The organism is Candidatus Limnocylindrales bacterium, assembly GCA_035571835.1.
Classification (GTDB): domain Bacteria; phylum Desulfobacterota; class Binatia; order UBA1149; family CAITLU01; genus DATNBU01.
The window spans coordinates 167,545-193,259 of the sequence record DATNBU010000037.1 but is presented as its reverse complement, the minus strand read 5'-3'; the positions used below and the strand labels follow the sequence as shown (position 1 = coordinate 193,259).

At 62.8% G+C, this 25,715-nt stretch carries 25 protein-coding genes; 11 read left to right on the top strand and 14 right to left on the bottom strand.

What is annotated here, in order from left to right:
- Positions 1 to 6: 6 nt before the first annotated feature.
- The 3 genes from nhaA to VN634_16670 all read right to left on the bottom strand — a co-directional run bounded on the left by nhaA (position 7) and on the right by VN634_16670 (position 2,408).
- Positions 7 to 1,386: a Na+/H+ antiporter NhaA gene (gene nhaA, locus VN634_16680; GenBank protein ID HXC52519.1), complete on the bottom strand. Its 1,380-nt coding sequence runs from the start codon at positions 1,384 to 1,386 to the stop codon at positions 7 to 9.
- A 67-nt stretch (positions 1,387 to 1,453) separates the two neighbouring features.
- Positions 1,454 to 1,999 (bottom strand): GNAT family N-acetyltransferase, encoded by a 546-nt coding sequence (locus tag VN634_16675; GenBank protein ID HXC52518.1) that lies wholly within the window; start codon positions 1,997 to 1,999, stop codon positions 1,454 to 1,456.
- A 100-nt stretch (positions 2,000 to 2,099) separates the two neighbouring features.
- On the bottom strand, positions 2,100 to 2,408 hold the full coding sequence (locus VN634_16670; protein HXC52517.1) for a DUF3303 family protein: 309 nt from the start codon (positions 2,406 to 2,408) through the stop codon (positions 2,100 to 2,102).
- A 144-nt stretch (positions 2,409 to 2,552) separates the two neighbouring features.
- Between VN634_16670 and VN634_16665 the strand changes: the two genes are divergently transcribed.
- Positions 2,553 to 3,026 (top strand): MaoC family dehydratase, encoded by a 474-nt coding sequence (locus VN634_16665; protein ID HXC52516.1) that lies wholly within the window; start codon positions 2,553 to 2,555, stop codon positions 3,024 to 3,026.
- On the opposite strand, the gene VN634_16660 is transcribed toward VN634_16665, so the two are convergent.
- Positions 3,013 to 3,714: a hypothetical protein gene (locus tag VN634_16660; protein HXC52515.1), complete on the bottom strand. Its 702-nt coding sequence runs from the start codon at positions 3,712 to 3,714 to the stop codon at positions 3,013 to 3,015. The genes VN634_16665 and VN634_16660 overlap by 14 nt on opposite strands.
- A gap of 123 nt (positions 3,715 to 3,837) precedes the next feature.
- Between VN634_16660 and VN634_16655 the strand changes: the two genes are divergently transcribed.
- A complete protein-coding gene (locus VN634_16655; protein ID HXC52514.1) occupies positions 3,838 to 5,415 on the top strand; it encodes an ankyrin repeat domain-containing protein in 1,578 nt (525 codons plus the stop codon).
- A 33-nt stretch (positions 5,416 to 5,448) separates the two neighbouring features.
- Here the strand turns inward: VN634_16655 and VN634_16650 are convergent, their stop codons facing one another.
- From VN634_16650 to VN634_16640, 3 genes are all read right to left on the bottom strand, one after another.
- Positions 5,449 to 5,793, bottom strand: a complete 345-nt coding sequence (locus VN634_16650; protein ID HXC52513.1) for a hypothetical protein — start codon at positions 5,791 to 5,793, stop codon at positions 5,449 to 5,451.
- Positions 5,794 to 6,159: 366 nt separating this feature from the next.
- Positions 6,160 to 6,861, bottom strand: a complete 702-nt coding sequence (locus tag VN634_16645) for an MIP/aquaporin family protein (GenBank protein ID HXC52512.1) — start codon at positions 6,859 to 6,861, stop codon at positions 6,160 to 6,162.
- Complete coding sequence (locus VN634_16640; protein ID HXC52511.1) at positions 6,858 to 7,331, bottom strand: metalloregulator ArsR/SmtB family transcription factor; 474 nt, start codon at positions 7,329 to 7,331, stop codon at positions 6,858 to 6,860. Before VN634_16640 ends, VN634_16645 begins: the two co-directional genes overlap by 4 nt.
- On the opposite strand from VN634_16640, the gene VN634_16635 reads away from it, so the two are divergent.
- From VN634_16635 to VN634_16610, 6 genes are all read left to right on the top strand, one after another.
- Positions 7,330 to 7,836, top strand: a complete 507-nt coding sequence (locus VN634_16635) for an ArsI/CadI family heavy metal resistance metalloenzyme (GenBank protein ID HXC52510.1) — start codon at positions 7,330 to 7,332, stop codon at positions 7,834 to 7,836. The genes VN634_16640 and VN634_16635 overlap by 2 nt on opposite strands.
- Positions 7,837 to 7,843: 7 nt before the next feature.
- On the top strand, positions 7,844 to 8,503 hold the full coding sequence (locus tag VN634_16630) for a class I SAM-dependent methyltransferase (protein ID HXC52509.1): 660 nt from the start codon (positions 7,844 to 7,846) through the stop codon (positions 8,501 to 8,503).
- Between the two features lie 21 nt (positions 8,504 to 8,524).
- The gene (locus VN634_16625; GenBank protein ID HXC52508.1) at positions 8,525 to 9,517 is read left to right on the top strand and encodes a TauD/TfdA family dioxygenase; all 993 of its coding nucleotides are present in this window, start codon (positions 8,525 to 8,527) and stop codon (positions 9,515 to 9,517) included.
- A gap of 114 nt (positions 9,518 to 9,631) precedes the next feature.
- On the top strand, positions 9,632 to 10,351 hold the full coding sequence (locus VN634_16620) for a helix-turn-helix domain-containing protein (protein ID HXC52507.1): 720 nt from the start codon (positions 9,632 to 9,634) through the stop codon (positions 10,349 to 10,351).
- Complete coding sequence (locus VN634_16615; protein ID HXC52506.1) at positions 10,348 to 12,033, top strand: DUF2147 domain-containing protein; 1,686 nt, start codon at positions 10,348 to 10,350, stop codon at positions 12,031 to 12,033. Before VN634_16620 ends, VN634_16615 begins: the two co-directional genes overlap by 4 nt.
- Entirely contained in the window at positions 12,030 to 12,221 is a 192-nt protein-coding gene (locus VN634_16610; GenBank protein ID HXC52505.1) for a hypothetical protein, read from the top strand. Before VN634_16615 ends, VN634_16610 begins: the two co-directional genes overlap by 4 nt.
- A 19-nt stretch (positions 12,222 to 12,240) precedes the next feature.
- On the opposite strand, the gene VN634_16605 is transcribed toward VN634_16610, so the two are convergent.
- From VN634_16605 to VN634_16590, 4 genes are all read right to left on the bottom strand, one after another.
- Positions 12,241 to 13,014 (bottom strand): sterol desaturase family protein, encoded by a 774-nt coding sequence (locus VN634_16605; protein ID HXC52504.1) that lies wholly within the window; start codon positions 13,012 to 13,014, stop codon positions 12,241 to 12,243.
- A 5-nt stretch (positions 13,015 to 13,019) separates the two neighbouring features.
- Positions 13,020 to 16,238 (bottom strand): DUF4215 domain-containing protein, encoded by a 3,219-nt coding sequence (locus VN634_16600; protein ID HXC52503.1) that lies wholly within the window; start codon positions 16,236 to 16,238, stop codon positions 13,020 to 13,022.
- A gap of 163 nt (positions 16,239 to 16,401) precedes the next feature.
- A complete protein-coding gene (locus VN634_16595; protein ID HXC52502.1) occupies positions 16,402 to 18,981 on the bottom strand; it encodes a hypothetical protein in 2,580 nt (859 codons plus the stop codon).
- A gap of 6 nt (positions 18,982 to 18,987) precedes the next feature.
- Positions 18,988 to 19,626 (bottom strand): hypothetical protein, encoded by a 639-nt coding sequence (locus tag VN634_16590; protein HXC52501.1) that lies wholly within the window; start codon positions 19,624 to 19,626, stop codon positions 18,988 to 18,990.
- Between the two features lie 156 nt (positions 19,627 to 19,782).
- Here VN634_16590 and VN634_16585 point away from each other — a divergent pair, with 156 nt between their 5' ends.
- Positions 19,783 to 21,894: a hypothetical protein gene (locus tag VN634_16585; GenBank protein HXC52500.1), complete on the top strand. Its 2,112-nt coding sequence runs from the start codon at positions 19,783 to 19,785 to the stop codon at positions 21,892 to 21,894.
- A 23-nt stretch (positions 21,895 to 21,917) separates the two neighbouring features.
- Here the strand turns inward: VN634_16585 and VN634_16580 are convergent, their stop codons facing one another.
- Both VN634_16580 and VN634_16575 read right to left on the bottom strand, forming a co-directional pair.
- Complete coding sequence (locus VN634_16580; GenBank protein ID HXC52499.1) at positions 21,918 to 22,334, bottom strand: hypothetical protein; 417 nt, start codon at positions 22,332 to 22,334, stop codon at positions 21,918 to 21,920.
- Positions 22,335 to 22,349: 15 nt separating this feature from the next.
- Positions 22,350 to 23,378 (bottom strand): hypothetical protein, encoded by a 1,029-nt coding sequence (locus VN634_16575; protein ID HXC52498.1) that lies wholly within the window; start codon positions 23,376 to 23,378, stop codon positions 22,350 to 22,352.
- Between the two features lie 228 nt (positions 23,379 to 23,606).
- Here VN634_16575 and VN634_16570 point away from each other — a divergent pair, with 228 nt between their 5' ends.
- Positions 23,607 to 23,939: a hypothetical protein gene (locus VN634_16570; protein ID HXC52497.1), complete on the top strand. Its 333-nt coding sequence runs from the start codon at positions 23,607 to 23,609 to the stop codon at positions 23,937 to 23,939.
- A gap of 144 nt (positions 23,940 to 24,083) precedes the next feature.
- Here VN634_16570 and VN634_16565 read toward each other — a convergent pair whose 3' ends face one another.
- Entirely contained in the window at positions 24,084 to 24,395 is a 312-nt protein-coding gene (locus VN634_16565; protein ID HXC52496.1) for a hypothetical protein, read from the bottom strand.
- Between the two features lie 478 nt (positions 24,396 to 24,873).
- On the opposite strand from VN634_16565, the gene VN634_16560 reads away from it, so the two are divergent.
- Positions 24,874 to 25,509 (top strand): Fe-Mn family superoxide dismutase, encoded by a 636-nt coding sequence (locus VN634_16560; protein HXC52495.1) that lies wholly within the window; start codon positions 24,874 to 24,876, stop codon positions 25,507 to 25,509.
- The last annotated feature ends 206 nt before the right edge of the window (positions 25,510 to 25,715 follow it).

The following is a 25,715-nucleotide window of genomic DNA, read 5'->3' as shown; positions in this document are numbered from 1 at the left end:
CGGAAGCTAGCGCATCGCGGACGGCGGCGCGAGGAGTCGTGTGCCCGCAACGAGGCCAAAAATCGCCGCACCCGCACTTGCGATCAGCACGCCCAGCTTGGCTGCGTCGAGAAGCGCTGCGTCGGTAAATGCGAGCTGCGCGATGAACAGCGCCATCGTGAACCCGATGCCGGCGACGAAACCGAGCACGACGAGGTGCCGGAACGTGATTCCTTCCGGCAGCGTTCCGATGCGAAAGCGAAGCGCCAGCCAGCACGCGAAAAGAATTCCGAGCGGTTTGCCCACGACGAGGCCGGCTGCGCTCCCCATCGCCACGCGCAGCGACGAGCCGCCCAGTGCGAGCCCGGAGAACGCGACCCCTGCATTGGCGAGCGCGAACACCGGCATGATGCCGAACGCTACCCACGGATGAAGCATCTCGATCAGGCTGTCGGCGGGTGAGACGGCTTCGCGTCGCGCGACGGCAACATTGCGCAGGCCGACGAAGAGGCCCGCCTTCCTGGACTCCACATCGACGGATGGATCCAGAAGCTCGAGCTCCTCGCGGACCCGTGCAATGAAACCGTCGGGTCCGAGCCACGCGCGCACCGGCGTGAGAAGCCCGACGATGACGCCGGCGATCGTCGGATGGATTCCGGCTGCGTAGATGCCCGCCCACGCCACGACGGCGGGCACGACGTACGCCAGCTTCATCCGCACGCCGAATCGCTGCATCGCGAGGATCCCGCCAAAACCGAACAACGCGACGACGAGTCCCGCAGCCTCGATGCCGGACGAATAGAACAGCGCGATGACGAGGATAGCCCCGAGGTCATCGATGACCGCGAGCGCCAGCAGCAGCACACGCAGCGAGGCCGGAGCGCGCGATCCAAGCAGCGTCAGCACGCCCACGGCAAACGCGATGTCGGTCGCCATCGGCACGCCCCAACCCGACCTCGTTTCGGGAACACCGGCGACGACCAGATACAGCCCTGCAGGAACGATCATGCCGCCGAGCGCGGCGGCCGTGGGAAGCGCAGCCCTCCGCCACTCCGACAGCTCGCCGTGATCCATCTCGCGGCGTATCTCCATCCCGACGACGAAGAAGAAGATCACCATCAGGCCGTCGTTGACGAACCACTCGAGCGTGCGCTCGAACGAAAAGGCACCCACTCGAATCCCGAGCGGCACATGCCAGAACCACTGGTAGCTCTCCGACCACGGAGAGTTCGCCCACGCGAGCGCAACGGCCGCCGCTGCGAAAAGCAGGATCCCGCTCGCGGCCTCGATCCGGAGAAAGAGCTCGATCGGGCGGCCGGCGAACCGCGCAAAGCGCAGCAGCGGTTCCCACGCTTCGGGCGCTGACGACGGCGGCGGGCCGGATTGCGGATGTGACGTCGTCGGCATTTTCCAGGTCTGGCACGAGTCTCTCGCTGATCACGCGAGTGGCTTCAATGCGCGTTTAGGCTTCTCCTCAGCGCGGTCGCCGGAGCATTGGCGTAACCAGCGGCCCCGCGCCGACCTGGAGCTCGCCGATCTCTTCGAAACCAAAGCGCCGATAGAGGGCGATGTTGCGCGGGTTCGACGATTCCAGGTAGGCCAGTGCTTTTTCCTGATCGCAGCGCGCCACAGCGTAGCGCATCAGCTCCGCTCCGATCCCTTTTCCCTGTGCGTTAGGTTCGACGCCGATCAGCGGCAGGTACCAGTGCGCTTCGTCGGGATGTGCGTGTTCCATCTTTTCGAATGTGCCGAGCAGATCGTCCAGATGCTCGGGCATCGCCGTGTCGCGGAAGATCTTCTCGAGCGCCTCTCCATTCGGCTCCACGCCGGGAGGCAACCACAGAGCCGTGCCGCAAAAGTCGGAAGACACATACGCCGCGCCGTGCTCGAAACTGGCGCCGGCAAACTCTCGCGCAGCGAGCGGCATTGCTTCGAGATGAGCATACGGAGAAGGCCAGGCGAATCGCGCAATCGGGTCCGTAAGGAATGCTGCCGTGATTGCGGCGATTGCCCGCGGCATTTCTTCCGGCGCCGCACGTCGTATCGATGGGCCCATCACAAGTTGCTCCTCGTCACGGCGCGTTTGTTCCAAAAGCGAAGTGGCGACGAATTAAGCTGACTTAGTTCAATGCGTCGCGCCACGCGATGACTTCGCGCTCGCCGCGCACGGCTTCCTCGATCGTGATGACGGGTCGCGCCTCGAATACGAACGCCGGAAGCATCGAGCAGAACTTATGGATGGCGACAGGATCGTCGCATTCGACCAGCATGTGCCCGCCCCACTCGCCGACTCGTATGACGAAGAAATCGATCTTGAAGTTGGCCGGCGCTTTCCACTGGCCGAAGACCTCGAGGATTCGCTTCTGGGCGTTTTCGTATTCGATGGGCGAACCCTGCGGCCGTTCGAACCAGCTGATCACGTATTTCATTGGCACTCCTCCGGATTGCGGTGATGTCTCACCATTACTGCTGGGACGGGCTTACTCCAGACGATGCCATCTTCGAAGTGCACCGGGCAAGGATCCGGGCGACGCGGTCGACAGCGCTGGGCGACTTTTGTAGGTTCCGGTCCCATGAGCACCAACGCAGAGAAGGCATTCGCGGTCTGGCAATCCTCGGTGGGCAAGGAAGAGGGAGTAGGCGACTGGTTCGAAATCGACCAGTCCCGCATCAACCAGTTCGCCGAAGTCACCAACGATCACCAGTTCATTCACGTCGATCCCGAAGCGGCCAAGTCGACGCCGTTCGGCACCACGATCGCGCACGGCTTCCTTACGCTGTCGCTGCTGACCTGGCTCGACGCATCCATCCCGAAGGATCCCGCCCGCTATTCCGGAATGGTGATGGGCGTGAACTACGGCTTCGAGAAAGTCCGCTTCGTGAGCCCGGTCAAGGTCGGGCGTCGCGTGCGCTGTCGCAGCGTGCTCGCGAGCGCCGAGCTCAAGGAGCCGTGGGTTCAGACGACGCGCACGATGACGGTCGAGATCGACGGCGAATCCAAGCCGGCGCTGGTTGCCGACTGGATCACGCGCATCATGTACGGCTGAGCCACGGGTAATACCTGGTCAGGAACGTACGACAGCTCTGCCTGTTTCCGGCGCAGCTGTGCTCGGACAGCTGTCTCACTCTGGATTCAAAGTCGCTCGGAGATGCCCCGAGCTCGAGCAGGCCCTCGATACACATCGTCGCATCGAACGCGGTCCAGTTCGTGAAGTCGTCGTGCTCCCAGATCTGCGGTTGCGACCAGAGTTGCTCCAGGTGCCGGCTCAGCAGGCCGGGAGCATCCGGATGCTTCGTAGCCGCTATGCCTTGCGTGATGTTGCAGGCCATTGGGACGCCAGTCGTCAACAAGGCACCAGCGAGCAGCTCGAAGGCTTCGTCCATGGGCAGAATCCTGGCCACATCGAGCGCCACCGCGAACCATTCGTCGGGCCCTCCCACGCGCATCACGTATCGCAGGATGCCTGCCAGCTCTTCGACATCCGTCAACGCGCCGCACGCCTCGCAGAAGTCGTCTCGCTCGCGTTGCGACCACGCCGGCCATTCGGCCTCGATCTCGCGTGCCGTAACGGACGCGGAACCGTCCATGAAGCGCGGAATCAGCATCCCGTGTCCCGCCGCATCCTCGAAGTACCTCGACCAGCGCGTTTCCCAGCGCAGCGTGCTTCTCACGCCGTCGATCGTAATCGCTTGCGGATATTCGTCTCCGTAGCCCTTTGCCGGGAATGCGGTCATCGTCGGGGTTCAGCTACGTGTCAGTCCGGGTCTTCGTCGTCAAGCAGGTGTTTCGAGTAGCTCGGTGTGCGGTGGAATCCGCCGGAGATGCCTGCAAGGTTCGCGTGCGAAAGGGACCATTCGATGACTCACAGCCGCAGCAATCTGCCTCCCGAGCCGCCGAGCCAGGAGGAGCTTCGCAAGGCGCTCGCAGAAGGCGACCCGCAGAAGGTTTCCGCGCTGATTCGGGCCGGCGCGAACATTCACTACAAACGCGATCACGGACACGACGCCCTGCTCGACGCCATTTATGGGCGCGACATCACCCGCGACCCGCACCTGCTCGAGCTGGTGACCCTGCTCGTTGACCAGGGAGTCAACGTCTCCGGTGTCTCCTCGTACAACGAAACTGCCCTGCTTGTGTTGTCGCGTCTTGCACGTTTCGACGCGGTCGCGCTGCTGCTGGCCGCGGGAGCGGACAAGGACCAACTCGGCTGGACACCGCTCATCGAAGCTGTCGCGCTCGGATCCCTGGCCGACGTCGAAGCGGCTCTCGCGGACAGCAGCACGCTCGAGGAGAAGGATTGCTGGTCGCGGACGGCGTGGCTGATTGCAGTGCGGACCGGAGACATCGCCAAGGCGAAGCTGCTGCGCGACCATGGCGCGGACATCGAGGCGCGCGGCGGAAGCGGCGGATTCTGGACTCCACCGTTGTGTTATGCGGTCGACGGCCGACACCCCGAGATGCTGCGCTGGCTGCTCGAAGACGGCGCGGACGTCGAGCAGACGGACGATCGCGGCACGACGGCCTTGGTACGAGCCGTCGAGATCGACGACATCGAATGCGTCGATATCCTGCTCGCCGCAGGAGCCGACGTCCACGCAGGCTCCTCCACCAAGGCGCTCAAGGAGGCGACGTCGCGCGACATTGTCATGCGGCTTCTCGACGCCGGCGCCGACCCAGCGCAGATGACGTATGCTGGTCAGCGCGCAGTTCTCGGTCTTCCGCAAATCGAGACTACCCGATTCGTCGCAGACATACCGGGAAACGCGCTCGCTTCGGTCTCATCCGATGAGTTCAAATCGGGATTTCGTCGGTCGTTCGGAAAGAGCAATCCCGAACGAATGGATATCGCATTCTGGAAATCCATGATCCTCAGCGGAGCCTCGGGGTTCGAAGCGCGCCAAGGGTTCGAGGACACGTGCGGTCCGTGCCCCGAGGCCGTCTGGAGCGCGCAACGATACGGCCAGTCGCTGACTCTTCTGCCCGACGGCCGCGCCGTGCAGATCGGCGGCGAACACGAGGACTACTACGACGACGATTTCTGCATCTACAACGATGTGATCGTTCACGAGCGCGACGGAACGATAGCGATCTACGGCTACCCGGAATCCGTATTCCCGCCGACGGATTTTCACACGGCGACGCTCGTCGGCGACTTCATCTACGTGATCGGATCGCTCGGATATCGCGGAAAACGGCGCTTCGGGGAAACACCGGTCTATCGCCTGGACGTTCGCACGCTGAGAATGGACCGTCTGGACACCAGCGGCGAAGCTCCAGGCTGGATCGAAAGGCACCGGGCGGATGCAGTGGGGCCAACCGGGATTCGTGTCGCCGGCGGGAACGTTGTCACGCTGCGCAACGGCATGGAATCCAGAGACCCGACGGACGGCTCGTTCGTGCTCGATATCGAGCGGCTGGTCTGGCGGCGAGAATAATCGCTTCAAATAGATTCCCGACGGCCGGACGAACTACGCCGCTTCGAGCACGAACTCCACCTTGACCGCGCGGAATGGGAACTCGACGCCTTCTTCCGTCCGATCGAGCAATCCAGCATCGAGCAATGCAGTGACATCGGCGTGAACCGCCTTTACGTCCCGGCCAACCCGTCGCGCGGCTTCGCGAATGGAAACCGGACCAGCACCACACATCGCCCTGAGCAGGTCCCACCTCTTCGCAGTGAGTACCTTCCAGAGCAGTTCCGGCGAGGCGAAGGAGATGCGCGCTCGCCTCTCGCCTCGTCGTTCCTTCATCGCGCGGGCTGCTTCAGCGAGAGTTTCGGCCAACGGTCTCACTTCAAGAACGACGGTGTTCACGATTCCACCTCTCAACATCCGCAAGAAAGTCTTCCATCAGACGTTCCGGCGACGAGAATCGATAGTGCGTCACTCGTGCGCCGAAGTGCCTGTGGTCGCCCTTGCCACGCTCGTTGTCGTACCTCAGCACACAGTCGCCAGCTACGACATAGGCAAGGCGATACTTGAAGCCATGCCAGGATGGCGGAACAGGGTTCGGGACGTCCCATACTACCAGATCGACGAAGGCATCCGCGGCAACAATCACCCGTCGCCGGAGCAGCGCCCGCGCAACCATGCAGATGGAGCATGATACCGTGTGGCAGTGTTGTCAATTACTCCAACATCATAAAAGTGCGAGACACATCGGGACGTCGCCTTCGGAGACTATTCACCGATGCGAGTAACGACGGGGATGCCGGAAATAAGCCACCGAAAAAGCAGTGTCGCCGCAGCCGCTCCCAGCATCTGCACGCCGACGAACCCCGCGACATCCGCCGGCGCGATGCCAGCGAACGTATCGCTGAGCGAGCGGGCAATGGTGACCGCCGGATTGGCGAACGACGTCGACGCCGTGAACCAGTACGCCGCGGTGATGTACGCCGCGACGGCTATCGCCACGACCTCGGACGATCTGGACCGCGAAGAGCCAAGAATCACCGTCAGCAGGCCGAAGGTTGCGACCAATTCACTCAGGATCTGTCCGAAGCCGTGTCGCGCGTGCTGCGAAAGAGAGATTGCCGGGAGCTCGAACATCAGGTTCGCGAGGATCACTCCGACGACAGCTCCGACGAGCTGCGCGATCAGATAGAACGGCAGATCCGTGCTCGACAGCTCGCGATTGAATACCGACGAGAACGTCACGGCGGGATTGAAGTGCGCGCCGGAGATGGGCCCGAACGTCAGGATCAGAGCGGCGAGGGCAGCTCCTGTCGCAATCGCATTCGCGAGCAGCGCGAGTCCGACGCTTCCTGGAAAGAGCCGCTCGGCCATGATTCCCGAACCGACCACCGCGGCGAGCAGGAAACACGTTCCGACTCCTTCGGCTGCGACCCGTCGGGCAAGCGACGGGGTCTCACGATCGGTCATGCGCGCTTCGCGATGGCGCGCTTAGCGGCGGAGTGTTTCGCGACGGACTGCTTCGGAATGCGCGTGGCGAGCGCGCGACGCACTTCTTCGAGACGATCGGCAACGATCCTGTAGTAGACCCACGCCCCTCGCTTGTCGCGTTCGAGAATCCCCGCTCCGTGAAGGATCTGCAGGTGATGCGTCATCGTCGGCTGCGACAAGCCGATCGGCTCGGTCAGATGACAGACGCATGCCTCGGCGTCGGGCTGCGCGGCGATGAGACTGAGAATGCGAAGCCTTACAGGATCGGCCAGCGCCTTGAGCGTGGTCGCGAGCTCGGCCGCCTCGCTCTGGCTGAGCGTCGCGTGGAGGACCGGAGGACAGCAGGGACTGATTTTCTTCATGCGAGGATATTGACAGACTTCGATGTCCGATGCAATATCGACGAACGTCAATATCCCCCAGCAATATCCCCAGGAGGAAACCACCATGTCCAATACCTTCCATGTCGCCGTCTACGTCCAGGATATCCCCCAGGCCGTCGAGCAGTACCGCAAGCTTCTCGGCATCGAACCGGCCAAGGTTCGCCACGACTATGCGAAGTTCGAGCTGTCCGACCCGCCGGTCATCTTCTCGCTCAACATCGGAGGCGAGCCCGGCAAGCTGAGCCACCTCGGCATCCGCTACAGTGACACCGGCCAGGTCGCGACCGAGATGGTGCGCGTCAAGCAGGCCGAGATTCCCCTTCTTCAGCAGACCGCGACCACGTGCTGCTATGCCAAAGCCGACAAGTTCTGGATTCGCGACGCCGACGGCATTCCGTGGGAGATGTACGCATTGATCGAAGACAGCGATGCCGAGACGGCCGCAGACATTTCCCTGCGTTCGTTCCTCGGGCAGACCAGCAGCGCCGCAGCTGCGAACGACATCGATACGGGCACATCCGCGGGCTGCTGCGTGCCGGACGGTCTTTCGCAGGGCAGCTGCGCGAGCTGACCGGCAGATGACCACGGCGCTTTCGCATCGCGACGCCCGTCGCGTGTACGACCGGATCGGTTCGTTCCAGGACTCGCAGGCGTTCTACGAAGACAGGACGACGCGCGAGCTGGTTACGCACGGATGCTTCGAGAAAGCGTCGGCGGTGTTCGAGTTCGGGTGCGGAACGGGGCGCTTCGCGGAATCGCTTCTTGCGGAGCGCCTCCCCGCCACCGCAACCTACCGCGGCATCGATCTGAGCCCGACTATGATCGGGCTCGCGAGCCGCCGGCTCGCGCGTTTTGGTGCTCGCGCAGAAGTTGCATTGTCGGAAGGCGGGCCGCCGGTCGACGAGCCGAGCGGACATTACGATCGCTGGCTCTCCAATTTCGTTTTCGACCTGCTCTCGGAAGACGACATCGCCGCGGTACTCGCCGAGGCGCACCGGATGCTGAAGCCCGGCGGTCTTCTCTGTCTCGCCAGTCTCGGCACCGGCAATTCATGGTACTCGCACGTGATCGCAGGCGTGTGGTCCACGATTCATCGTATGGCACCGGAGGTTGTCGGCGGTTGCCGGCCGATCGATCTCCTGCCCTTTCTTGCCGCAGATCGCTGGTCAGTCGCCTGGCATCGGTCCCTCGCACCGTTTCTGGTTCCGTCGGACGCGGTCGTAGCCACACGTCTGTAGTCACATTTCGAGGAGCCTTCCATGGAATCGAGCACGCCCTCGCCGTTCGAGAACCCCGCAGCCTGGACCGGCCGCGAAATGTCGAAAACGGCCGATTGGATTTATCAACTGAGTAACGCCGAAGTGGACGATGCGCTGCGCGTTGCCGCAGCCGTACGTTCGGCAGGAACGAAAGTGACATCCCTCGAACGGAATGCAGTTCCGCTCGGAACACTCGCGAATGCCGCGAGACAATGGCGCGAAGTGCTTCATCGCGGACGCGGCTTCGTTCTGGTGCGCGGGCTTCCCGTCGGCAGAATGAGCGAGAGCGAAGCTGCGGCAGTCTACTGGCTGCTTGGCCGCGAGCTCGGAAGCCCGGTGCCGCAGAATTTTGCCGGCGAGCTGCTGACCGACATTCGCGATACCGGAGCAGATCCGGACGATCCGTCGACGCGGCTCTACAAGACCAAAGCCGAGCAGGACTTTCACACCGACGGAGCCGACATCATCGGTCTTCTCTGTCTCAAGACGTCGAGGACCGGCGGACAGAGCCGCATCGTAAGCTCGGTGACCGTCTACAACGAAGTCCTGCGTCGCCGGCCGGACATCGCCCCGCAGCTGTTCGAGGATTTCCACTGGCACTACTTCGAGCCGCAGATGCCGGCCCCGATGCACTTCGCGCGGCCGATCTGCTCGAGGCGCGGCGAGGCCCTGAATACCGCGTTCATCCCGTGGTACATCCGGCGCGCACAGGAGCTGCCTGACGTTCCAGCGATGACTTCCGCGCAGACCGCAGCGATCGAGACGATGGAGCAGACCGCCAATGATGCTTCTCTCTATCTCGACATGGAGTTTCAGCCGGGCGACGTCCAGTGGCTGAAGAACGCGGTGATCCTTCACAAGCGCACTGCCTACCAGGACTGGGACGAGCCCGAGCGGAAGAGGCATCTCCTTCGCCTCTGGCTCGCGGCGCCGGACTTCGAGGACGGCGACGAGCAGCTTCGCCGCGGGATCACGATGGATGCGGCGCGATGAGCGCGGCCACGCATCGTCCATAAAAACAGGGGCTTGGGCGCGAGCAGGCCGATAGGCCTCGGCACCCGTGCGAAAGCCCTTGACTGACTGACTCGGTCAGTTATACAAGACGGCATGCCTCGCCGCCGTCCCGACGACAAGTTTCAAAAGGTCCTGGATGCCGCTGCTGCGGTCTTCATCGAGCAGGGATATCGCCGTACGCAGATGGCGGACGTCGCGTCCGCCATGGGAGTAGCCAAGGGGACTCTCTACCTCTACGTCGCGAGCAAGGAGGCCCTGTTCGATGCGGCTCTACGCTACATAGACAATCCGGAAGCGCAGTCCGCGCCTCCGTCTCTTCCGCTCCCGACTCCAAAAGCGGAAGAAACTCTCGCATACGTTCGCACAGAGCTCGCGCGGAGCTCCGAGCTGCCGTCGCTCATGGCGGCTCTTACGCGACGACAGGTGCGAAACGCCGGCGAAGAGTTCTCGACCATTCTTTTCGATCTTTACGACGTGCTTGCGCGCAACCGTCGCCGCCTCAAGCTCCTCGACAGCTCGGCTCGCGACTACCCCGAGATTGCGGCGCTGTGGCTCGAAGGCGGACGCGGCGGAATCCTGCGCCTTCTCGAAACCTACATCGAAGAACGCGCGCGTCGCGGCCATTTCGTGAAACCCGGCGACGTCGGCGTCACAGCGCGCCTCGTGCTCGAAACCATCGTCTTCTGGGCGGTTCATCGCCACTGGGATCTGCCGCCGGCAACGGCCGGCTCGCCGGAAATCAGCGAGACTGCCGCCCGCGAGACGGTGGTTCAGCTTCTCGTTCGATCGCTCATCAAGGAGAAAACCGCATGACATCCCCTGCGCTTTCCGATCGTCGTCCCGATATCGACTGGCTTCGTGTGCTCGCCACCCTGCTCGTCGTCGTGTTCCACACGGCAATGGTCTTCAACCCTGCGCCGTTCTACCACATCCGAAACAGCGACCTTTCGTTCCTGATGGTCGTGTTCTGCGGCTTCGTCAGCCTGTGGCACATGCCGCTGTTCTTCGTGCTCGCCGGCTGGTCGCTTGCCAAGGCCATCGGTGCGCGCAGCGGCTTCGAGATTTTCAAGGAACGATGTGCGCGCATCGGAGTTCCGTTGCTGACGGGCATCGTGCTGTTCATGCCGGGGATCAAGTATCTCGAGCTTCGCAGCGGCATGGATCTGAGCCACAGCGGGTTGAGAGTTACCGACGCTCTTCAGCCGGGGTTCCGGCAGGTCATTCCCTCGGGTCTGCCGGGCATGCCGGAGTTTCACGAATCGTTCGGAACGTTCTTTCCAACGTTTTTCACACACCTCGATCGCTTCACGTGGGCGCACCTGTGGTTCATCGCTTATCTGTTCACGTTCACGGTCATTCTGCTCCCGCTGCTCGTACGCTGGGCGCGGGCCGCACGTCCGACCTTCGAGTTGCGACCGTGGATGGCCTGGTTGCCGGTGCCGCTGCTGGTGCTGATCCAGGTCACGATGCGGCCTTACTGGCCGGGAATTCAGAATCTGTACAACGACTGGGCCAATGTGGCGTTCTACCTGACGTTCCTGTGTTCCGGCTTCGCGATCGGCTGGGATGCACGCATCGAGGCGCTGCTTCACAACGAATGGAAGCGCGCGCTCGTCGTCGGTCTGGGCACGTGTCTCGTTCTGCTCGGCGGAATTGTCGGACTGTACTCATCGCCACCTGTCCTGCTGGCCGGAAGCGCAATTGCCGGATGGACGTTCATCGTCGCGCTGCTCGGCCTCGCGCGTCGTCATCTGTCGTTCTCGACGCCTGCGCTCCGCTACCTCTCGGAGGCTGCGCTCCCCATCTACGTGCTTCACCAGGCCGCGATCGTTTATCCCGGCTACTGGATCGTCCAGCTCCCGCTCGGGATCGCTCCGAAGTTTCTGCTCATACTGGCAACCTCGTTCACGCTGATTTTTGCCGTCTATCACTTCGTCGTGAAACCGCTGCAGCCGCTGCGCATCCTGTTCGGGATGCGGCCTCTCGCGTGTCCGGTGAGGCAGCCTCGCGTTGTTGCCGCGGCAACTGCGGCGGCGATCCTTGCGCTGCTCGTTTCGGTCATCGGCGCCTCTGCCGCGCCGTCGCCAGTCGGCCGCTGGTATGCCGAAGGCGGCGCGGCGCAGGTCGAGGTGGACTACTGCGGAGAGGCGCTGTGCGGGCGCGTGGTCTGGCTGCGTTCTCCGTTCGACGAAAACGGCTGCACGCTGAGCGACAGGCAGAACCCCGACCCCGCGCTGCGCGAGCGATCCGTGATCGGAATCGACATTCTCAGCGGGCTCCGTCCGATCGGCGACGGCACCTGGGACGGAGGAACCATCTACGACCCGACCAGCGGGCGAACCTATCACTGCGTGGCCGCGCTCGAAGATGACGATCGCCTGCTCGTGCGCGGATACATCGGCTTTCACCTGCTCGGCCGGACGACGACATGGATTCGTACCGGCACCGAGGATCGCCGCTGCAATCTTTCACGCGAGACCGGAGGCGAGTCGTGAGCGGCAAACTCATAGTGCCGCTTGTCGGCTACGTCATTCCAACCGTCGTCATCGGCTACGGCTTCGTGATCCCGCGCAGCTGCATCGCCGGAGTCAACGACCTTACGATCGGCTTCGCTTTTTCGATTGTCGGAGCGTGCGTAACGTACGTGGCCGGCGTCAAGATGGCTCTGCGCGAAAGATCGTAATCGCGATCCTCCGAGACGGTCAGCCCGGAGTGCGACGCAGCGGCATGAACAACGCCGCGCCGAGCGTTACGCCGGACAGGCCCGGCAAACCCGTTCGCACTGCCGTCGCCGAATCGTTGGCTGCGTACGTGCCCAGCCATCTGTCCCATACCGAGAAGATCGTCCCGAAATTACTGTCTCTCTCGTGCACGTCCGTCGTGTGGTGCCATCGGTGAAGCGCCGGTGTGACGAGCAGGCGTGAACCAGCCGCCTCGACGCGGCTCGGAAGATCGATGTCGCCGTGTTCGATCGCATTGGCGAACGTGAAAACGACTTCGAAGATCACCACCGCAGCCACGGGAACGCCGAGAGCGACAACCGCCGCCAGCCGCACCGGAAGCGACAGCACCAGCTCGCCGGGATGAAATCGAAGCGCCGTCGACACGCTGAACGCCGTGTCCGAGTGATGCACCTGATGCCACCGCCAAAGAAACGGGATCGCATGATTCGCTCGATGCCATCCGTAGGAAACGAGGTCGAGAAACGCGACGGAGACCGGAAATACGGCCCATGCCGGAATCGAGTACCAGTTGAACAGACCGATCCCGCTGTCGGTTGCCCAGCGAGCCGCACTGCACACGCAGGCGCCGCAGATCGTACCGGTGACGGCGACGTTCACCAGCCACAGGCCTGCGTTGACACGGATGCTGCCCGGCGAGCGGCTGTGTGGCGAGAGTTTCTGCAGCACGAGCGCTCCGGCAACCGCGAATGCGAACAGGATCAGACGCAACACTCGCAGGTCGTACTCGGTCACGTGGCTTACTCCGCAATCACTCTCAGCATCACTTTCGGCGGCGGGTAGACCGGCGCGCCGTCGGCGTCGGTCACGTCCGGTATTTCGACGGCGAACTGGCTGGGTCGTACATCGCCGGTAACCTCGACGCGGCATCGCGCGATATCAACGGGTCCGGAGAATCCCTGGGATGCGATCATGCCGAGGTCGAGCTGGCCGTCGCCGACATGGCCGGCGATGAGAGAGCCGGTAAGCAACGACTCGCAAGCTGCAGAATTGTTCGGCGCGTGGGACAACACCCAAAGCGGCGCCGCCGAAGTGTCCACGTGGATCTGCAACGCTCCGAACGTGCGAGCATCCTGAAGGCGGACGGTAAGCCATGGACCGAGATCACAGCGCGTCGGGTACGCGATCCCGACCGACAATCCGAGCGTCATCAGCGCGTCGCGCGAGCTGATCCACAGGTTACCGTCCACGTCGCATTGGTCCATCGGACAGGGGTTCGGCCTTCCGACCGCGTGAAGCAGGATCGACATCGAGTCGCCTGCCGTGCGCTCTCCGTCGGAGTTTGCATCGCCGCATCCGGCCACGCCGCAGTTGGCCGGACAGGCGCCGCTGGAGCTACCCGAGTCGCAAGCCTCGACGCCAAGCCACAAGAAGCCGTCACCGCAGCGTGCTTGCTTGCAGTTCGCCGGGCATCCGTCACTGGTATTGCTGTTGGCGTCGTCGCACTCCTCGACGCCGTCGAGAATGAAACCATCACCGCAGCGCGCCACCTCGCACGTGACGAGGCAGTCGTCCTCGCTGCTGGTATTGCCGTCATCGCATTCCTCGCTACCGCGCGCAACGAAGCCGTCGCCGCAGCGCGCAATGGTGCAGGCCGATGTACAGGCATCGTTCTCGTCGCTGTTGCCGTCGTCGCACTCTTCGACTTCGCTGTCGACGTAGCCGTCGCCGCAACTCGCGGAAACGCAGTCCGCAACGCACGCATCATCGTCGAGCCGGTTTCCGTCGTCGCACTCCTCGCCTTCGGTGACGATGCCGTTGCCGCAGGCGGTCACGTAACAGTTGTTGTCGCAGCCGTCGCCGTTGACGGTATTGCCGTCGTCGCATTCGTCGAAGCCGTCGACGATTTCGTTGCCGCAGTTGTCGTCGGCTACCGCGACGCGCGCGTCGCTGCGGAACGCTTCGTAGTTTTCCGTCACGGTTCGCCTTTGCCAAAGCGCGATCCATGCGCCGGCGCCGTAGGCGAGCACCGGATAGTCATCGAAGGTCCATCCGTCGTTCTGTGCGGCGACGCTGACGGCTCGGGGAGCGCTCCACGTGCGGCCGCCGTCGGTCGAGGCGGCTTCGAGAAGATCCGCATCGAACCCGAGTTTGCCGGCGAGATTGCGGTGCGAAACCCACACCACCGTCCAGCGTCCGTTGCCGTCGGTCGCAATCCGCGGCGAGTAGTCCGGGGAGTGATCGATGAGCGCATCGTCGTTGACGGCGGCGAGCGGTTTCCACGTGCGGCCTTCGTCCTCGGAGACGGATGCGAAGATGTCAGCATCCCATCCGTGAGAACCGTCGCCGCCATCGCTCACCGACACGCAGTAGCCGGACGCGTCGCAGGCGGCGTCCTGGAATCCGAACTCTTCCGGTTCGGTCCATGTCACTCCTCCGTCGTTCGTGCGGATTGCGGTTCCCGTCGCCACGTTGAGCACCCATCCGTCCTGTCCCGTCGCGGTCAAGCTCATGTTCCGACGGAAAACGTTGTCATAGTCCGTATAGAGCAGCTTCGGCGCTGACCAGAGCTGGCCGCTGTCGGTGGATCGGATCGCATACACGTCGTACCGGATCGTGCTCCGATCCGAGTCGTCGCATTCGGTGGATTGCGTCCACGCCGCGAGCAGCGTGTCGCTGTGGTTGCGGCCAAGCGTCAGCGCACTGATGTAGTTCGAGCAGTCTTCGTCGGGATCGCGAGGAAGGTCCGCCACAGCGCGCGTCTCCGACCACGACGATCCGCCGCCCTGCGTACGTCCGATCTCAATCACGTGGGAATGATACGGCTCGACGTCCTGGTAGTGGTACGCATCCGCAATCGACAGCCATTCTCCAGCGCCGTCGCTGACGATCGTCGCGACATCGCTCCCTACGGGCACCGGACGCGACCAGCGGCGGCCGGAATCGTGCGATACGGATGTGTAGCGGAACTGCGGCCGGAACGGCCACGCATTCTCGGAACTGCCGCTCCACGACGCCATCCAGCCGCCGTGCCCGTCACCGGCAAGCTGCGGTCCGATTTCCCACACTGCGGCTCCATGGCCCCAGCCTCGCTCGTCGCCGAACATCGGCGTGACGTCATTCTCGAGCGTGGTCGATGTCGTGGTGGACGTGGTGGTCGGCTGCGGCGCAATCTCTTCGATCACGAGGTGCTGGCCGAGCAGCGATTCTGCGGCCGAAGCCGGCCAGTACACGATGTACGAACCGATGTTGGTTGCGGCGGCACGAGTCGGCCCGTTGCCGACGAGGTCGAAGCCGCCGCCAAAGAACGTGACAGGTGCGCCCGGATCGCCGTCCTTTCCGATCGCCGCCGCAACCATGTCGGTGTGTTCGTCTTTTCCTTCCGCCCACGAAACCAGCGTGTTCCCGTCGGTATCCGTCGCGAGCACCGGCCAGCTGTGCCAGCGCGAGGGATCGCCGCTGAGTACGACCGGGGCGTAACGCTCACTTCCGTCGCGATCGAAGCCCTGTGCCCAGATGTCGGTGTGTGCATCGGGATGATACGCGCCCCACGCCATCGTGTAGCCGTCGCTCCAGAACGCGAACACAGGGCTGACGTCGCATGTTCCGTTCGGCGCGGCCTGGCGTTCGTCGCCGGCGTGCACGTGGTCGGAAGAAACCATGCGGTAACGCGTGCACGAGTCGTTGCTGAAACGATACTTGACGATCGCCTCGCCGCTGTCGCCACAGTAGAGCTCGCTTTCCGCGATCGGTCCGCTTGCGATGACGAGCGCGGGAGAGATCAGCGCGCCGCCGGCGCTTCGATGCTCTAGCCGGAGCTCGGCGAGATCAGGCTGCAGAAAATCGGTCGTGATCTTCAGTCCGGTTCCGTCGCCGAGGGTGCAGAAGTCCCAGGAGTAGCGGTTTGGATAGTCGCTTGCCGCGAACAGATGCCCGACCGGCATCACATGACTTGCGGCGGACGTGGTGGCGCTCGCGGCGACCAGCAGCGCGGCCAGCGCGAAAAGGTGCTTCGTCATTTCGACCCCTCGGAAGACCCGGCCCGTCCCCGGGGCTTCGAACGACAGCGTGCACGACCTTGCGTTTCTGCGCTACGAGGAATTTTGCCCGGCGTAGGATTTCAGTTGGGAGGCCTGCCAACGATGTTGTCTGCGTCACTAGAGCCTTCCGCACCCCCGCGCTTCAACGAAGCTCGATCCGGTGCAGCGTGGTGCTGTTGTTCTCGACCGCGGCGACGAGGAATACTCCCGGCGCCGCGCCGGCCACTCTCACACTGAGATCCCCGTACGTGCCGTTGCGTACACGGATGCTCTCGCCGAGGTCTCCCGACTCGAGGTCGAACGGTCGGGCGTAGACTCCAAGCGTGTCGGTCTCGTAGTAGTCCGAGTGCAGAGTTCGATCGAAAAGGGACCATGTTGCGACACACGACCCGGCCGTGTCGCATCCGATCGAAAAATCGGCCGCTTCGATCACGCGGTCCGGTCCGAGCTGCATCGTTGACTGCAGCACGATCTTTCGAAGATCGTTTAAATGCTCGGCATCGATAAGAAGCGCACTGTCGCTGGTACCGACTTCCGCGCATCGACTGCCGGCGCACTGTAGAATCGGTATCGCAGCGAACGGAACCTCGCCCGGGACGCTGGCTTCGCTCAACAATTCGTTCTCGCTCGATCGTAGCTGGACGGTCGAAGTCGCCATCGCTACGAATCGATCGCCGTCGAAGGCCGCAACCGCGGATCCGGCGTACGGCGAAGAAAACAGCGCAACCGCGGCCGGCGCTCCCAACGGATTCCCGTTTGAATCGAACGACTGGACGTACGCGCCGTCTGCCGGGCCGTCGTCGCACTCGTCGGGACGGAAGAACGCGTTGGTAATGCCGTGGCGATCGACGCCGTCGCAGTAGCTCCTCCATGAAACCGCATACCGGCCATCGGCGAGGCACGCGATGGCTGCACCGGCTTGGGAGCCGAGCAGAGGCTGGTTTGCAGTCAGAGGTGGAATTCCCGGTAGAGAAACGAGCACGTTGGATCGATCGAGCGTTATTCCAACCGGCAGCTCGGCGAGCTGGTCTGTCCATGCGATCGCCAGTCCATTGCTACCGGAACAACCACTGGGACTTCTGACGAACTGGTTTTCATCCGGTCCGCCCAGAACTTCGAACGGACCGACTTCCAGACCCGAATCCACATGGCGCCCAACGACCCGACCACCCTCCGCCGTATAGTCGGACCAGACGAGACGCGCACCGCCGGGCTCCGATATGAGCGACGGCTCAAACCCCGAATCGGAGATTCGCGAGCTCGTCTTCAGGTCGATCTGCGGCGCGCGGTTGCAAGCCAGCACCCTTCCGTCGACCGCAGCGCGCAGAACAAGGAGCGCATCCGGCGAGCCAATCACCCGCGACCCGTCGGCATCGCAACGATCGAGCGCGCAGTTTCCCGTACCGACCGCCGTTCGCAGCGCAATGAGCGAATCGATCGCTGTCACGGAACCGCTCGTGTCGGCATCTCCGCAGAGCGCGCAGGCATCATCCAGATGAATGCGCCGGGCAACGAGCGCAGTCGTGGCCGTCCGCTGCTCCGCCCACGCTACGACGCCTTCCCCGTGTTCGCCGATCGCGATCGACGAGGCGGATACGGACGTCGCTTCGGCGGTGCTAGCGCGGATCAGCGCGTCGCCGAGGATCGTCCCGTGACAATCGATCGCGCGAAGACCGAGCCCGTTGCCTTCGACTGACGAGACCACATTTCCACCCGGCGTCATCGCAACGTCGGCGACGCGCCCCGATGAGTATACGTCATCCACGAACAGGCTTCCGAGCGACGACACGTTCGAACTGAAGCGCTCGATCTTTGCGCCGAGGGTATAACCGCCGTCGTGATCGTCCGCGTTGTAAACATACGGGGGGATCGCGCTGTCGTAGGTAATCGCAAAGTTGCCGGTCGCGCTCGCCGAAAGGGCGACGCGCATCTCGCCGTCGACAATGTAGTCGTAGGTTGTCGGAATCCGATCGCTATTCGCTTCGAAGTTCTCCATCACCTGGTTCGCGGCCGAGAGAACCAGACCGTCCACATGTCCAACCGGGCCTTCGGAATCGATCGTCAACGAACGATAGTGCACGCTGCTCCACGAAACGACGAGCCGGCTCGCGGACAATCCATCGACTGCGACGCCGCGAATGTCCGTTTCCGGGTGGAAGAACTTGCCGCGCGCGTTCCCGTCATTGTCGAGACGGACGACGTGCACGCCATCGTCCGACGCCCACGCAACTGCGAAGCCGTCACGATCGCGTGCGACGGATGGCGCGAACTCGTTTTTCTGCGGCGTGGGATTGTGCAGGACAAAGGACGGACCCGCGACATAACAATTCTGGTCGATTACGCGTGCCTGGATCGCGGCCGGATCGTCCTCATCCTGGCCGTACCAGGCGACCAGAAACCGTCCGTTGCCCGAAACGGCGACAGATGGAGAATGCTGATTGCCGCCACGGAGTTTCGAAATTCGAAAGACGCCTCCGACCGGAGATCCGTCAGCGGCAAAACATCTTCCTTCGATCCTGACGAAATGATTGGCCGCTTCGCGATCCCAGACTGCGATGAAGCCTCCATCGGTGCGCATCGCGACGTCTGTCGTCGCCGTCGCGGTCTGGTCGCGGATTACGATCGGTGCGTCTTCTGAGAGCGCCGCAAAAGCGTCCGACGTGGAGAGGAACGCGAGGCCGAGCAGCGTCCAGAGAGATCGCATCCGGAACGAAGCGATCATCGAAAACTAATCAGCTCCCTGAAGCCCAAGCCACTTCCCATCATGCCAGTAATGGATCCCGGAAGCCTTGTTGTAGAATGCATCGTCGATGCCCTCGTGATCGAGTGGGGCCGGAGGCGGAGCTCCACCGAAGCCTTCGTAGTAGGCCATGATGTCTTCCTTGCCAACTGTTGCGATGAGATGACTGAAGCCGATAGTTCCGTTTCCGTCGGTGGTTTGAAGGAAGCCTTCATCCTTGCCCTTCGACAGTTCCTCCGATTTCTCAGGCGCGCCCTCCCAGAATACGAGCAAGCTCGTAGTATCGCCGCGATGACAGAGGACCGCCCAGTCCGTCTGCCCGCGGCGACGAAATTGTCCCTTGATGACGTTGTGCGGTTGTTCGTCAGCAAATGACTGCGGAATGGTGCAGCCGATCTGCGTGAGGTGAGACTTGAGAGGCGCGGGGAGATCCGGAAATGCGGACGGCGCCAGCCGAACTATGGCCTTCTCTGCACTCGCCCAGGAGTCTGCATCCGGGACGGCCGCCCCAAAACGCTTCATGTTATTCGTGCCCCCTGCAGGTTCAGGCGGCGCTGTCCCGGCGAACGCTGACGTGGTGAATGCGAGCAAGGCGGCGGCCACCAAGCGTCTGACTTCTGCGTTCATCGGCTGTGTAGTAACGGGCGGGCGCCGCTACAGCCAGTCGAAATGACAGCGAGAACTTGCTTCGCTTCCTTCGACCTCGACCATGCGATATTCCGCTCATGCTTGAGCAATCCAATCTCGACCCGGTTCTGGATCGTACCCTGCCTACTACTTGTCGTGACTGCCTTGCCAGCCAGGGCCGCCGAGCCGTGGTGTGAAGCTGCGGGCGCCGCGAGGGTCATTCCTCACGCAAGCGACTGTCTTTTCATCCTGAAGGCAGCAACTGGAGCAGAGCTCTGCGAACCGTGCGCATGCGACGTCGACGGCAGCGGCTCGGTTTTCGCGAGCGATGCGCTCGGCTGCCTGTGGGCCGCGGTCGGCGAAAGGCCTGCACTGGGCTGCTGCCCGACGACGACCACGACCTCAACGACGACTACGACGTTGTCGAGTCCCACCACGACGCTGTCGACGCCCACAACCACGATATCCGTAACGACTACGACGCTATCGCTGACGACGACCACGCTGACGACGGCGTCCTGCCCCGACGTAGTAGAGTGGATCACGCAGGAGGCGCGCGGTGCGTCCTGCGCTACCAATGCGGACTGCGCGGTCGGAACCTGCGATGAGGAAACGTCGCGTTGCAAGACTGCGACGGCTTACGATTTCGGCTGGGACGGCACCGCCCATGGTCAGACGCTCAACGGCGAATCGAGGCTTCGTGTGCGAGTGGCGTGCTCGCCGCAGGAGGACGGGAGTTGCGGTGTCTGCGAGATTCTCGGCATCGACCCTTCCGCCGGAAACTGCCGCTGCAAGAGCGACGTTCACCAGACCTGCGACAAACCGCTTGCAACCGATGCGGACAACTGCCGGATCTGTGCGGACGGCCACTATCGCGGTCATCCATGCGACGACGACGGAGATTGTGATGCGACACCGTGCGCAAGACGCTGCCTGACCGACCGCTCGAAGCTCTGCAGCAGCAACGAGGATTGCAGCGACGGGCACTGCCTGGAAGAGTCGCGCTGCGAGACCGGCGCGATCTGCTCCGCCGACGCCGACTGCATCTCGACCTGCACTGCGGCAGCAAGCTGCAACTGCTTCGACGGCGCCCCTCAGCCGCTGGCGACGCCCGGATACGAGGCATGCATGCTGCCGATCTTCGAAGCCGACGTCCGCGGGACCGTCAACGTCGACACCGGTGAGAGCGCAATCGTCAAAGAACGGCTGATGTCGCCGTATTTCCGGAAAGCTACCGGAAGTCCTTGCGCCTACTGCGGCGGTGTCTGCGACCAGAACAGCTCCATCGGCTGCCTGGACGATCTCGATTGCGAAGGCGCAGGTCATTGCATGCTCGACGAAGTTGCGAATGACGGTGAGCGTGGCGGGACCTGCGTCGGTACGAGCGACGTTCCCGGCCCGGCGTGTGACGTCAATGGCATCAATTCGAGATATCCGCTGGGGGCTTTGCGTGGTGCATCCGGCTACAGTCTCGACTGCCTGAGCACTTCCCTGGTCGCGTTCGCCTGCTTGCGGGGCAGTTGTCCTGTGGGCCCGGCCATCGTTCGCGCGACGGAGACGACCGACCAGGCCGAGCTCGACTCGAACCTGTCGTGCGGCAGCAATCATCCCGATCTTCGTTGCCCGTGCCTCATCTGCAGCGGCGACCTGGCTACGCCGTGCAATACCAACGCCGAGTGCGCGAGCCGACAGGGCCGCTGCACCGGCGACGACGTTTTGTGCGACAGCAACACCGATTGCGTCGACATCCCGAGCACAGGCCCGTGTCTGGCCGGTCATTGTTTGTCGTCCTACGCGAAGACTTGTTCGAACAATGCCGATTGCAATAGCAGCTGTGTGCCGTCGACGTGCTCGGCGCACCGTGGCAGCTCGGATCCGAAGCCGAACGCGTGCAGCGACGGAGTCTGCACCGATCTCGGAGACGGCAGCGGCGAGTGCGCCAACGGACCGATCGACAAGAGATGCGACGGAGTGCTCACCATGGACAGCCGCGGCGTCGTCCCGTGCACGAGCAACGGAGACTGCGAAACGGCGGCAGACTGCCCCGGCGACGGGTGCTCCACCTGCACGCTGATGCAGCACCGCTCGTGTTTTCCGTCTCCGATTTCCGACATCGGAGAGGCCGATCCCGAACATCCCGTTACGACATCGGCGTTCTGCGCGTCCGTCGGGCCGTCGCTGTTACGGCGGCAGAATGTGCTGCGGGCTTATTGCGGCGGATCACCGGAACGAGTTTATGTTCCTGGTGCGGGCGGATGTGTGCCGTAGCCGGTACGTGAATGCCGCAGACTTCAGTAGAATCGGTCTTCGCCGGTCCACTCCAGCGATGAGTCACCTGCCGCGAAAAAGATGAAACTGTTGTAGTCCATGACGAACATCCAGATCGGGGTAGTCCCTTCTGGCGCGTCCGGCAGTGTCGGCCGGTACTTCCCGGGACTTCCTTCGCCGGTGTCGATCGAGATGCCGCCTGGCGTGGCAGAACCTGGACAGGAAGCATCCGGCGGCTCGACAACGAAGTAAGCGACGTCGCGACAGGTCACAGTCGCGAGGCGATACCTTTCACGACGCGGCGGCGGCTCATCCATGCTGCCGATCCACACCTCCAGGTTCAGGCGCAGGATTCGAGCCGCATAGTCCATCTCAAAGCTGCTGAGCTCGGCGTCATGAAATCGGTTCGGCAAGGTGCCGGCTAGTTCGACAAAAGTCACTACAGAGCCGCTGGGTCAGCGGACCTCAAAATCGAAGAGCTCGCCCGTCGGCAACGTGACGCGGAAGAGACCGGCATCGATCGTCACGACGGATGGTGCTCGAAATTCCGCAGGATCGGAGTCGGCCAGGAAGAGCTCAGGGCCAACCTCGCCGGTGTGAACGTTGAATGCTCTGGCATAGTAGCCGAGCGACTCTGTGTTTGAGTAGTACTCGTCCTCTACGGTCGTCCGGGACAAGATCCAGGTTGCCACGCAAATGCCGCGTTCGTCGCACTCGATCTGGTTGTGTCCCGCGCCGGTCGAGATTTCGGTATCGCCTTCGCCTTCCCTCACAACTCCCTTGAGGATGACCGTGCCGCGATGATCCACCGCATCCACATCGAATACCGTCGCCAGAAAAAACCTCTCCTCTTGGGAGAACGCCCTCGGTGTAGCCACGCAGCGATCGCTGCCCGCCGAGCAGTCCAGGCGTCCGTCCACATACACACCTTCGAAGAGAACGACGTTCGAGACCAGTTCGCCGTTCTCGTCGAGCAGCAGCAGCCGTGTCGTCAGCGGGTCCAACTGCTGCCGTCCGATCTTTGCCGTGCGCCCATCAGGAAGCAGCGTGGAAGAAATATTGAACCACTGCGGCGGAAGAGCAGAGCCATCAATGGTCGGGCTAGCGGCGGTGCTTGTCGGGTCGTCGCTGTTCGCCTCACCCTCGACCGCGTAAAGCGTCAGCGAGTTACACGCAGGACAATTGAGATCGCCGGCCGTGCCGACAGCGCTCCGTAGAATCCGGATCGCATCACTGGCAGTGACGCTGCCGTTCGAATCGACGTCGCAGCGACACGATGCGCAGTAGGCTGAGCCAACGGCCGCTTTCAGTGCTTCCAGTGCGTCCGCGGCCTGGACGCCATCTTCTGGACAGATCGACTGCCCGCAGGAGCCTTCCGTGGCCGCAACCTCGGGGCACTCCCACTGAGCAGCGGCAACACAAGGAACCAGGGTTCCCACAGCGAGGAGAAGGAAACCTGACGTGACTCGGAGGTATGTCTTCATCTTCGCTACTCTACGACCCTGATTCGCGCCTGGCAAAGAGGAAGATCAATACAACGCTGCTGGAAGGGACTGGTGTGTCATACAGTTCACTCTTCCGATAGCCGGTTTCGAACGACCGTGAGCTCCTGCGGCACGCGGCGTCGAAGGGGGCGACAATGTAAACAAGATCGCGGTAACCCGCGTCGGGATCTGGCGTCTCATAGGCAAAGCCTGCGGAGAGTTGTTCTGATGCGAGACAGCCGCGCGAACATTCTTAATAACTGTGTGGGCCGGAGAAAATACATGACACGTAAAACCGCATTCACCATTTCACTGGTCGGACTGACCTTGGCGACCGGCCTCAACAGCTACGCCGACACGGGCACCAATCGCGGGGAGGAGTGGCGCGTCGATCCGAGAACCGGCATTTCGGTGTACCGAACACTGCCGGAAATGCCGTATGCCTTGACTGAAGGCCTCGAGCCAGGAGTGTCGGCCTCCGCCCACCGATGCATCGACGTGCGGCGCTTTGACGGAAGCAGCAAGACGATGACCGTCGCATCGAGGTGCCCGGCGCGCTAGCGCCCAGTGGACACGACCAGTCCTGCGCATACGCCAGGCGGCGTGCTGCCGATCGAAACGTCGAAGACGATGGCGCCGTCGATGCTCGATCGCCGGCAAGCATAACTCGCTCACCGGCGATCCGGGTTGGTTCAGCGCGTAGGGTTACTTTTTTCGGCCCTGGCTTTCGGCTTTCTCGTCGTGCGAGCTCATGTACGTGCCATCGGCTGCAACCTCGATGCCCGTCTCCTTGCCGTCTTTCAGAACAACGGCTTCGTACACCGTCTTGCCGTGCTCCTGCTCCTTCTCCATGCGGACTATCTTCGCACCGGCTGCTTTCTCATTGATGGTCTTTTGAACTGCCGCCGGTGCATCCGACAGTTTCAGCGTCTCCTCTTTCTCTCTGGCCGATGCCGCGGTCCACGAGGCAAGGCCGAACGCGAATGTGATTGCGAGTAATGCAGATATTCGTTTCATGTTTGTTACCTCCGACTTCTCGTCTGGACTGAGATGAACTGCGTCATGTGAGGCGAGATCTTGTTTATCCCATGCAGCCCTCGCGACCGATGAGCCCGCTTCGAGATGACTCCCGAGGCCCCGAGTGGTGCAGCTGCATCATCTTTGACCTGATCCGCGATTCAACTGTATCTTTCACCCCGTGGGAGCTCGCTCACCCGGACTGGCGACGCACATCGATGGGCCGACTGCGCTGCACCAGAGTGACGAGGCTCGGCTCGCGCGCCGCAGCGATATGTTGGATGCGTTTCTCGCCTGCTTCGCGAAAGCGCTGCATTGAGCGGCAATGTCCCGCTCCACCCGCAAGCCATTCGATCCATTGCTCACGCGCCGGGAGGCGCTTACCGTCATCGCAGTCGGAAGTGCGGCGCTTGTCGCGGGAACGGCGTGCATCGACGCACTTGCTTCCAATGCAGGTCAAACCTCAGGAGATCACGACATGAGCACACCTGTCGCGCTCACGGGCAGCAATACGGTGACTCCGCTTCCGTTCGCCGCAGGTTCGCTGAGCGGCCTTTCGGAACGGATGATCACGTCGCACCACGAAAACAACTATGGTGGTGCGGTCAAGAACCTGAACCGCATCGAGCAGGAGCTGTCGAAGATCAACGCCGAAACGCCTCCTCCGATTGTCGCGGCGCTTCGCGACCGAGAGCTCACGTTCCGCAATTCGAAGACGCTGCACGAGGCATACTTCGCGAATCTCGGCGGCAACGGCAAAAGGTCGGGCGCGATCGAATCGGCAATCGCTGCGGCCTACGGAACGACGGCGCACTGGGAGGAGCAGATCCGCGTTACTGCGATGGGGCTCGGCGGCGGCAGCGGTTGGGCGATCCTAGGCTATGAGCTCGACACCGGCGCACTGCGTACTTTCGCGGGCGGCAATCATACGCAGGTTCTGGCGACGAGCGTTCCCCTGCTCGTCCTCGACATGTACGAGCACAGCTACCAGATGGACTACGGTGCAGCTGCAGCGAAATACATCGATGCGTTCTTCGCGAACGTGAATTGGGATGAGGTGAATCGCCGGCTAGAGGGTGCGCAGCGCGCGTCGGAGGCGCTGCGGGGTCGCTAGCGGTGGGAGTTCCACCGCTCCGCGCGTTCACCGGACTACCATTGTGGTCCGACGCTAGCCGCTCCGACGCAGAGAACACCGAAGAAGGCAGTTGATGGCCTCCTCGAACTCGCAGATTCCACTGACAGTGGCTCCGCGTTCCTCATAGCAGTTCCAGACTGGATCGAACTCGCACTCTTCGTCCGAGCCGCCGTGGAATGTGTCAT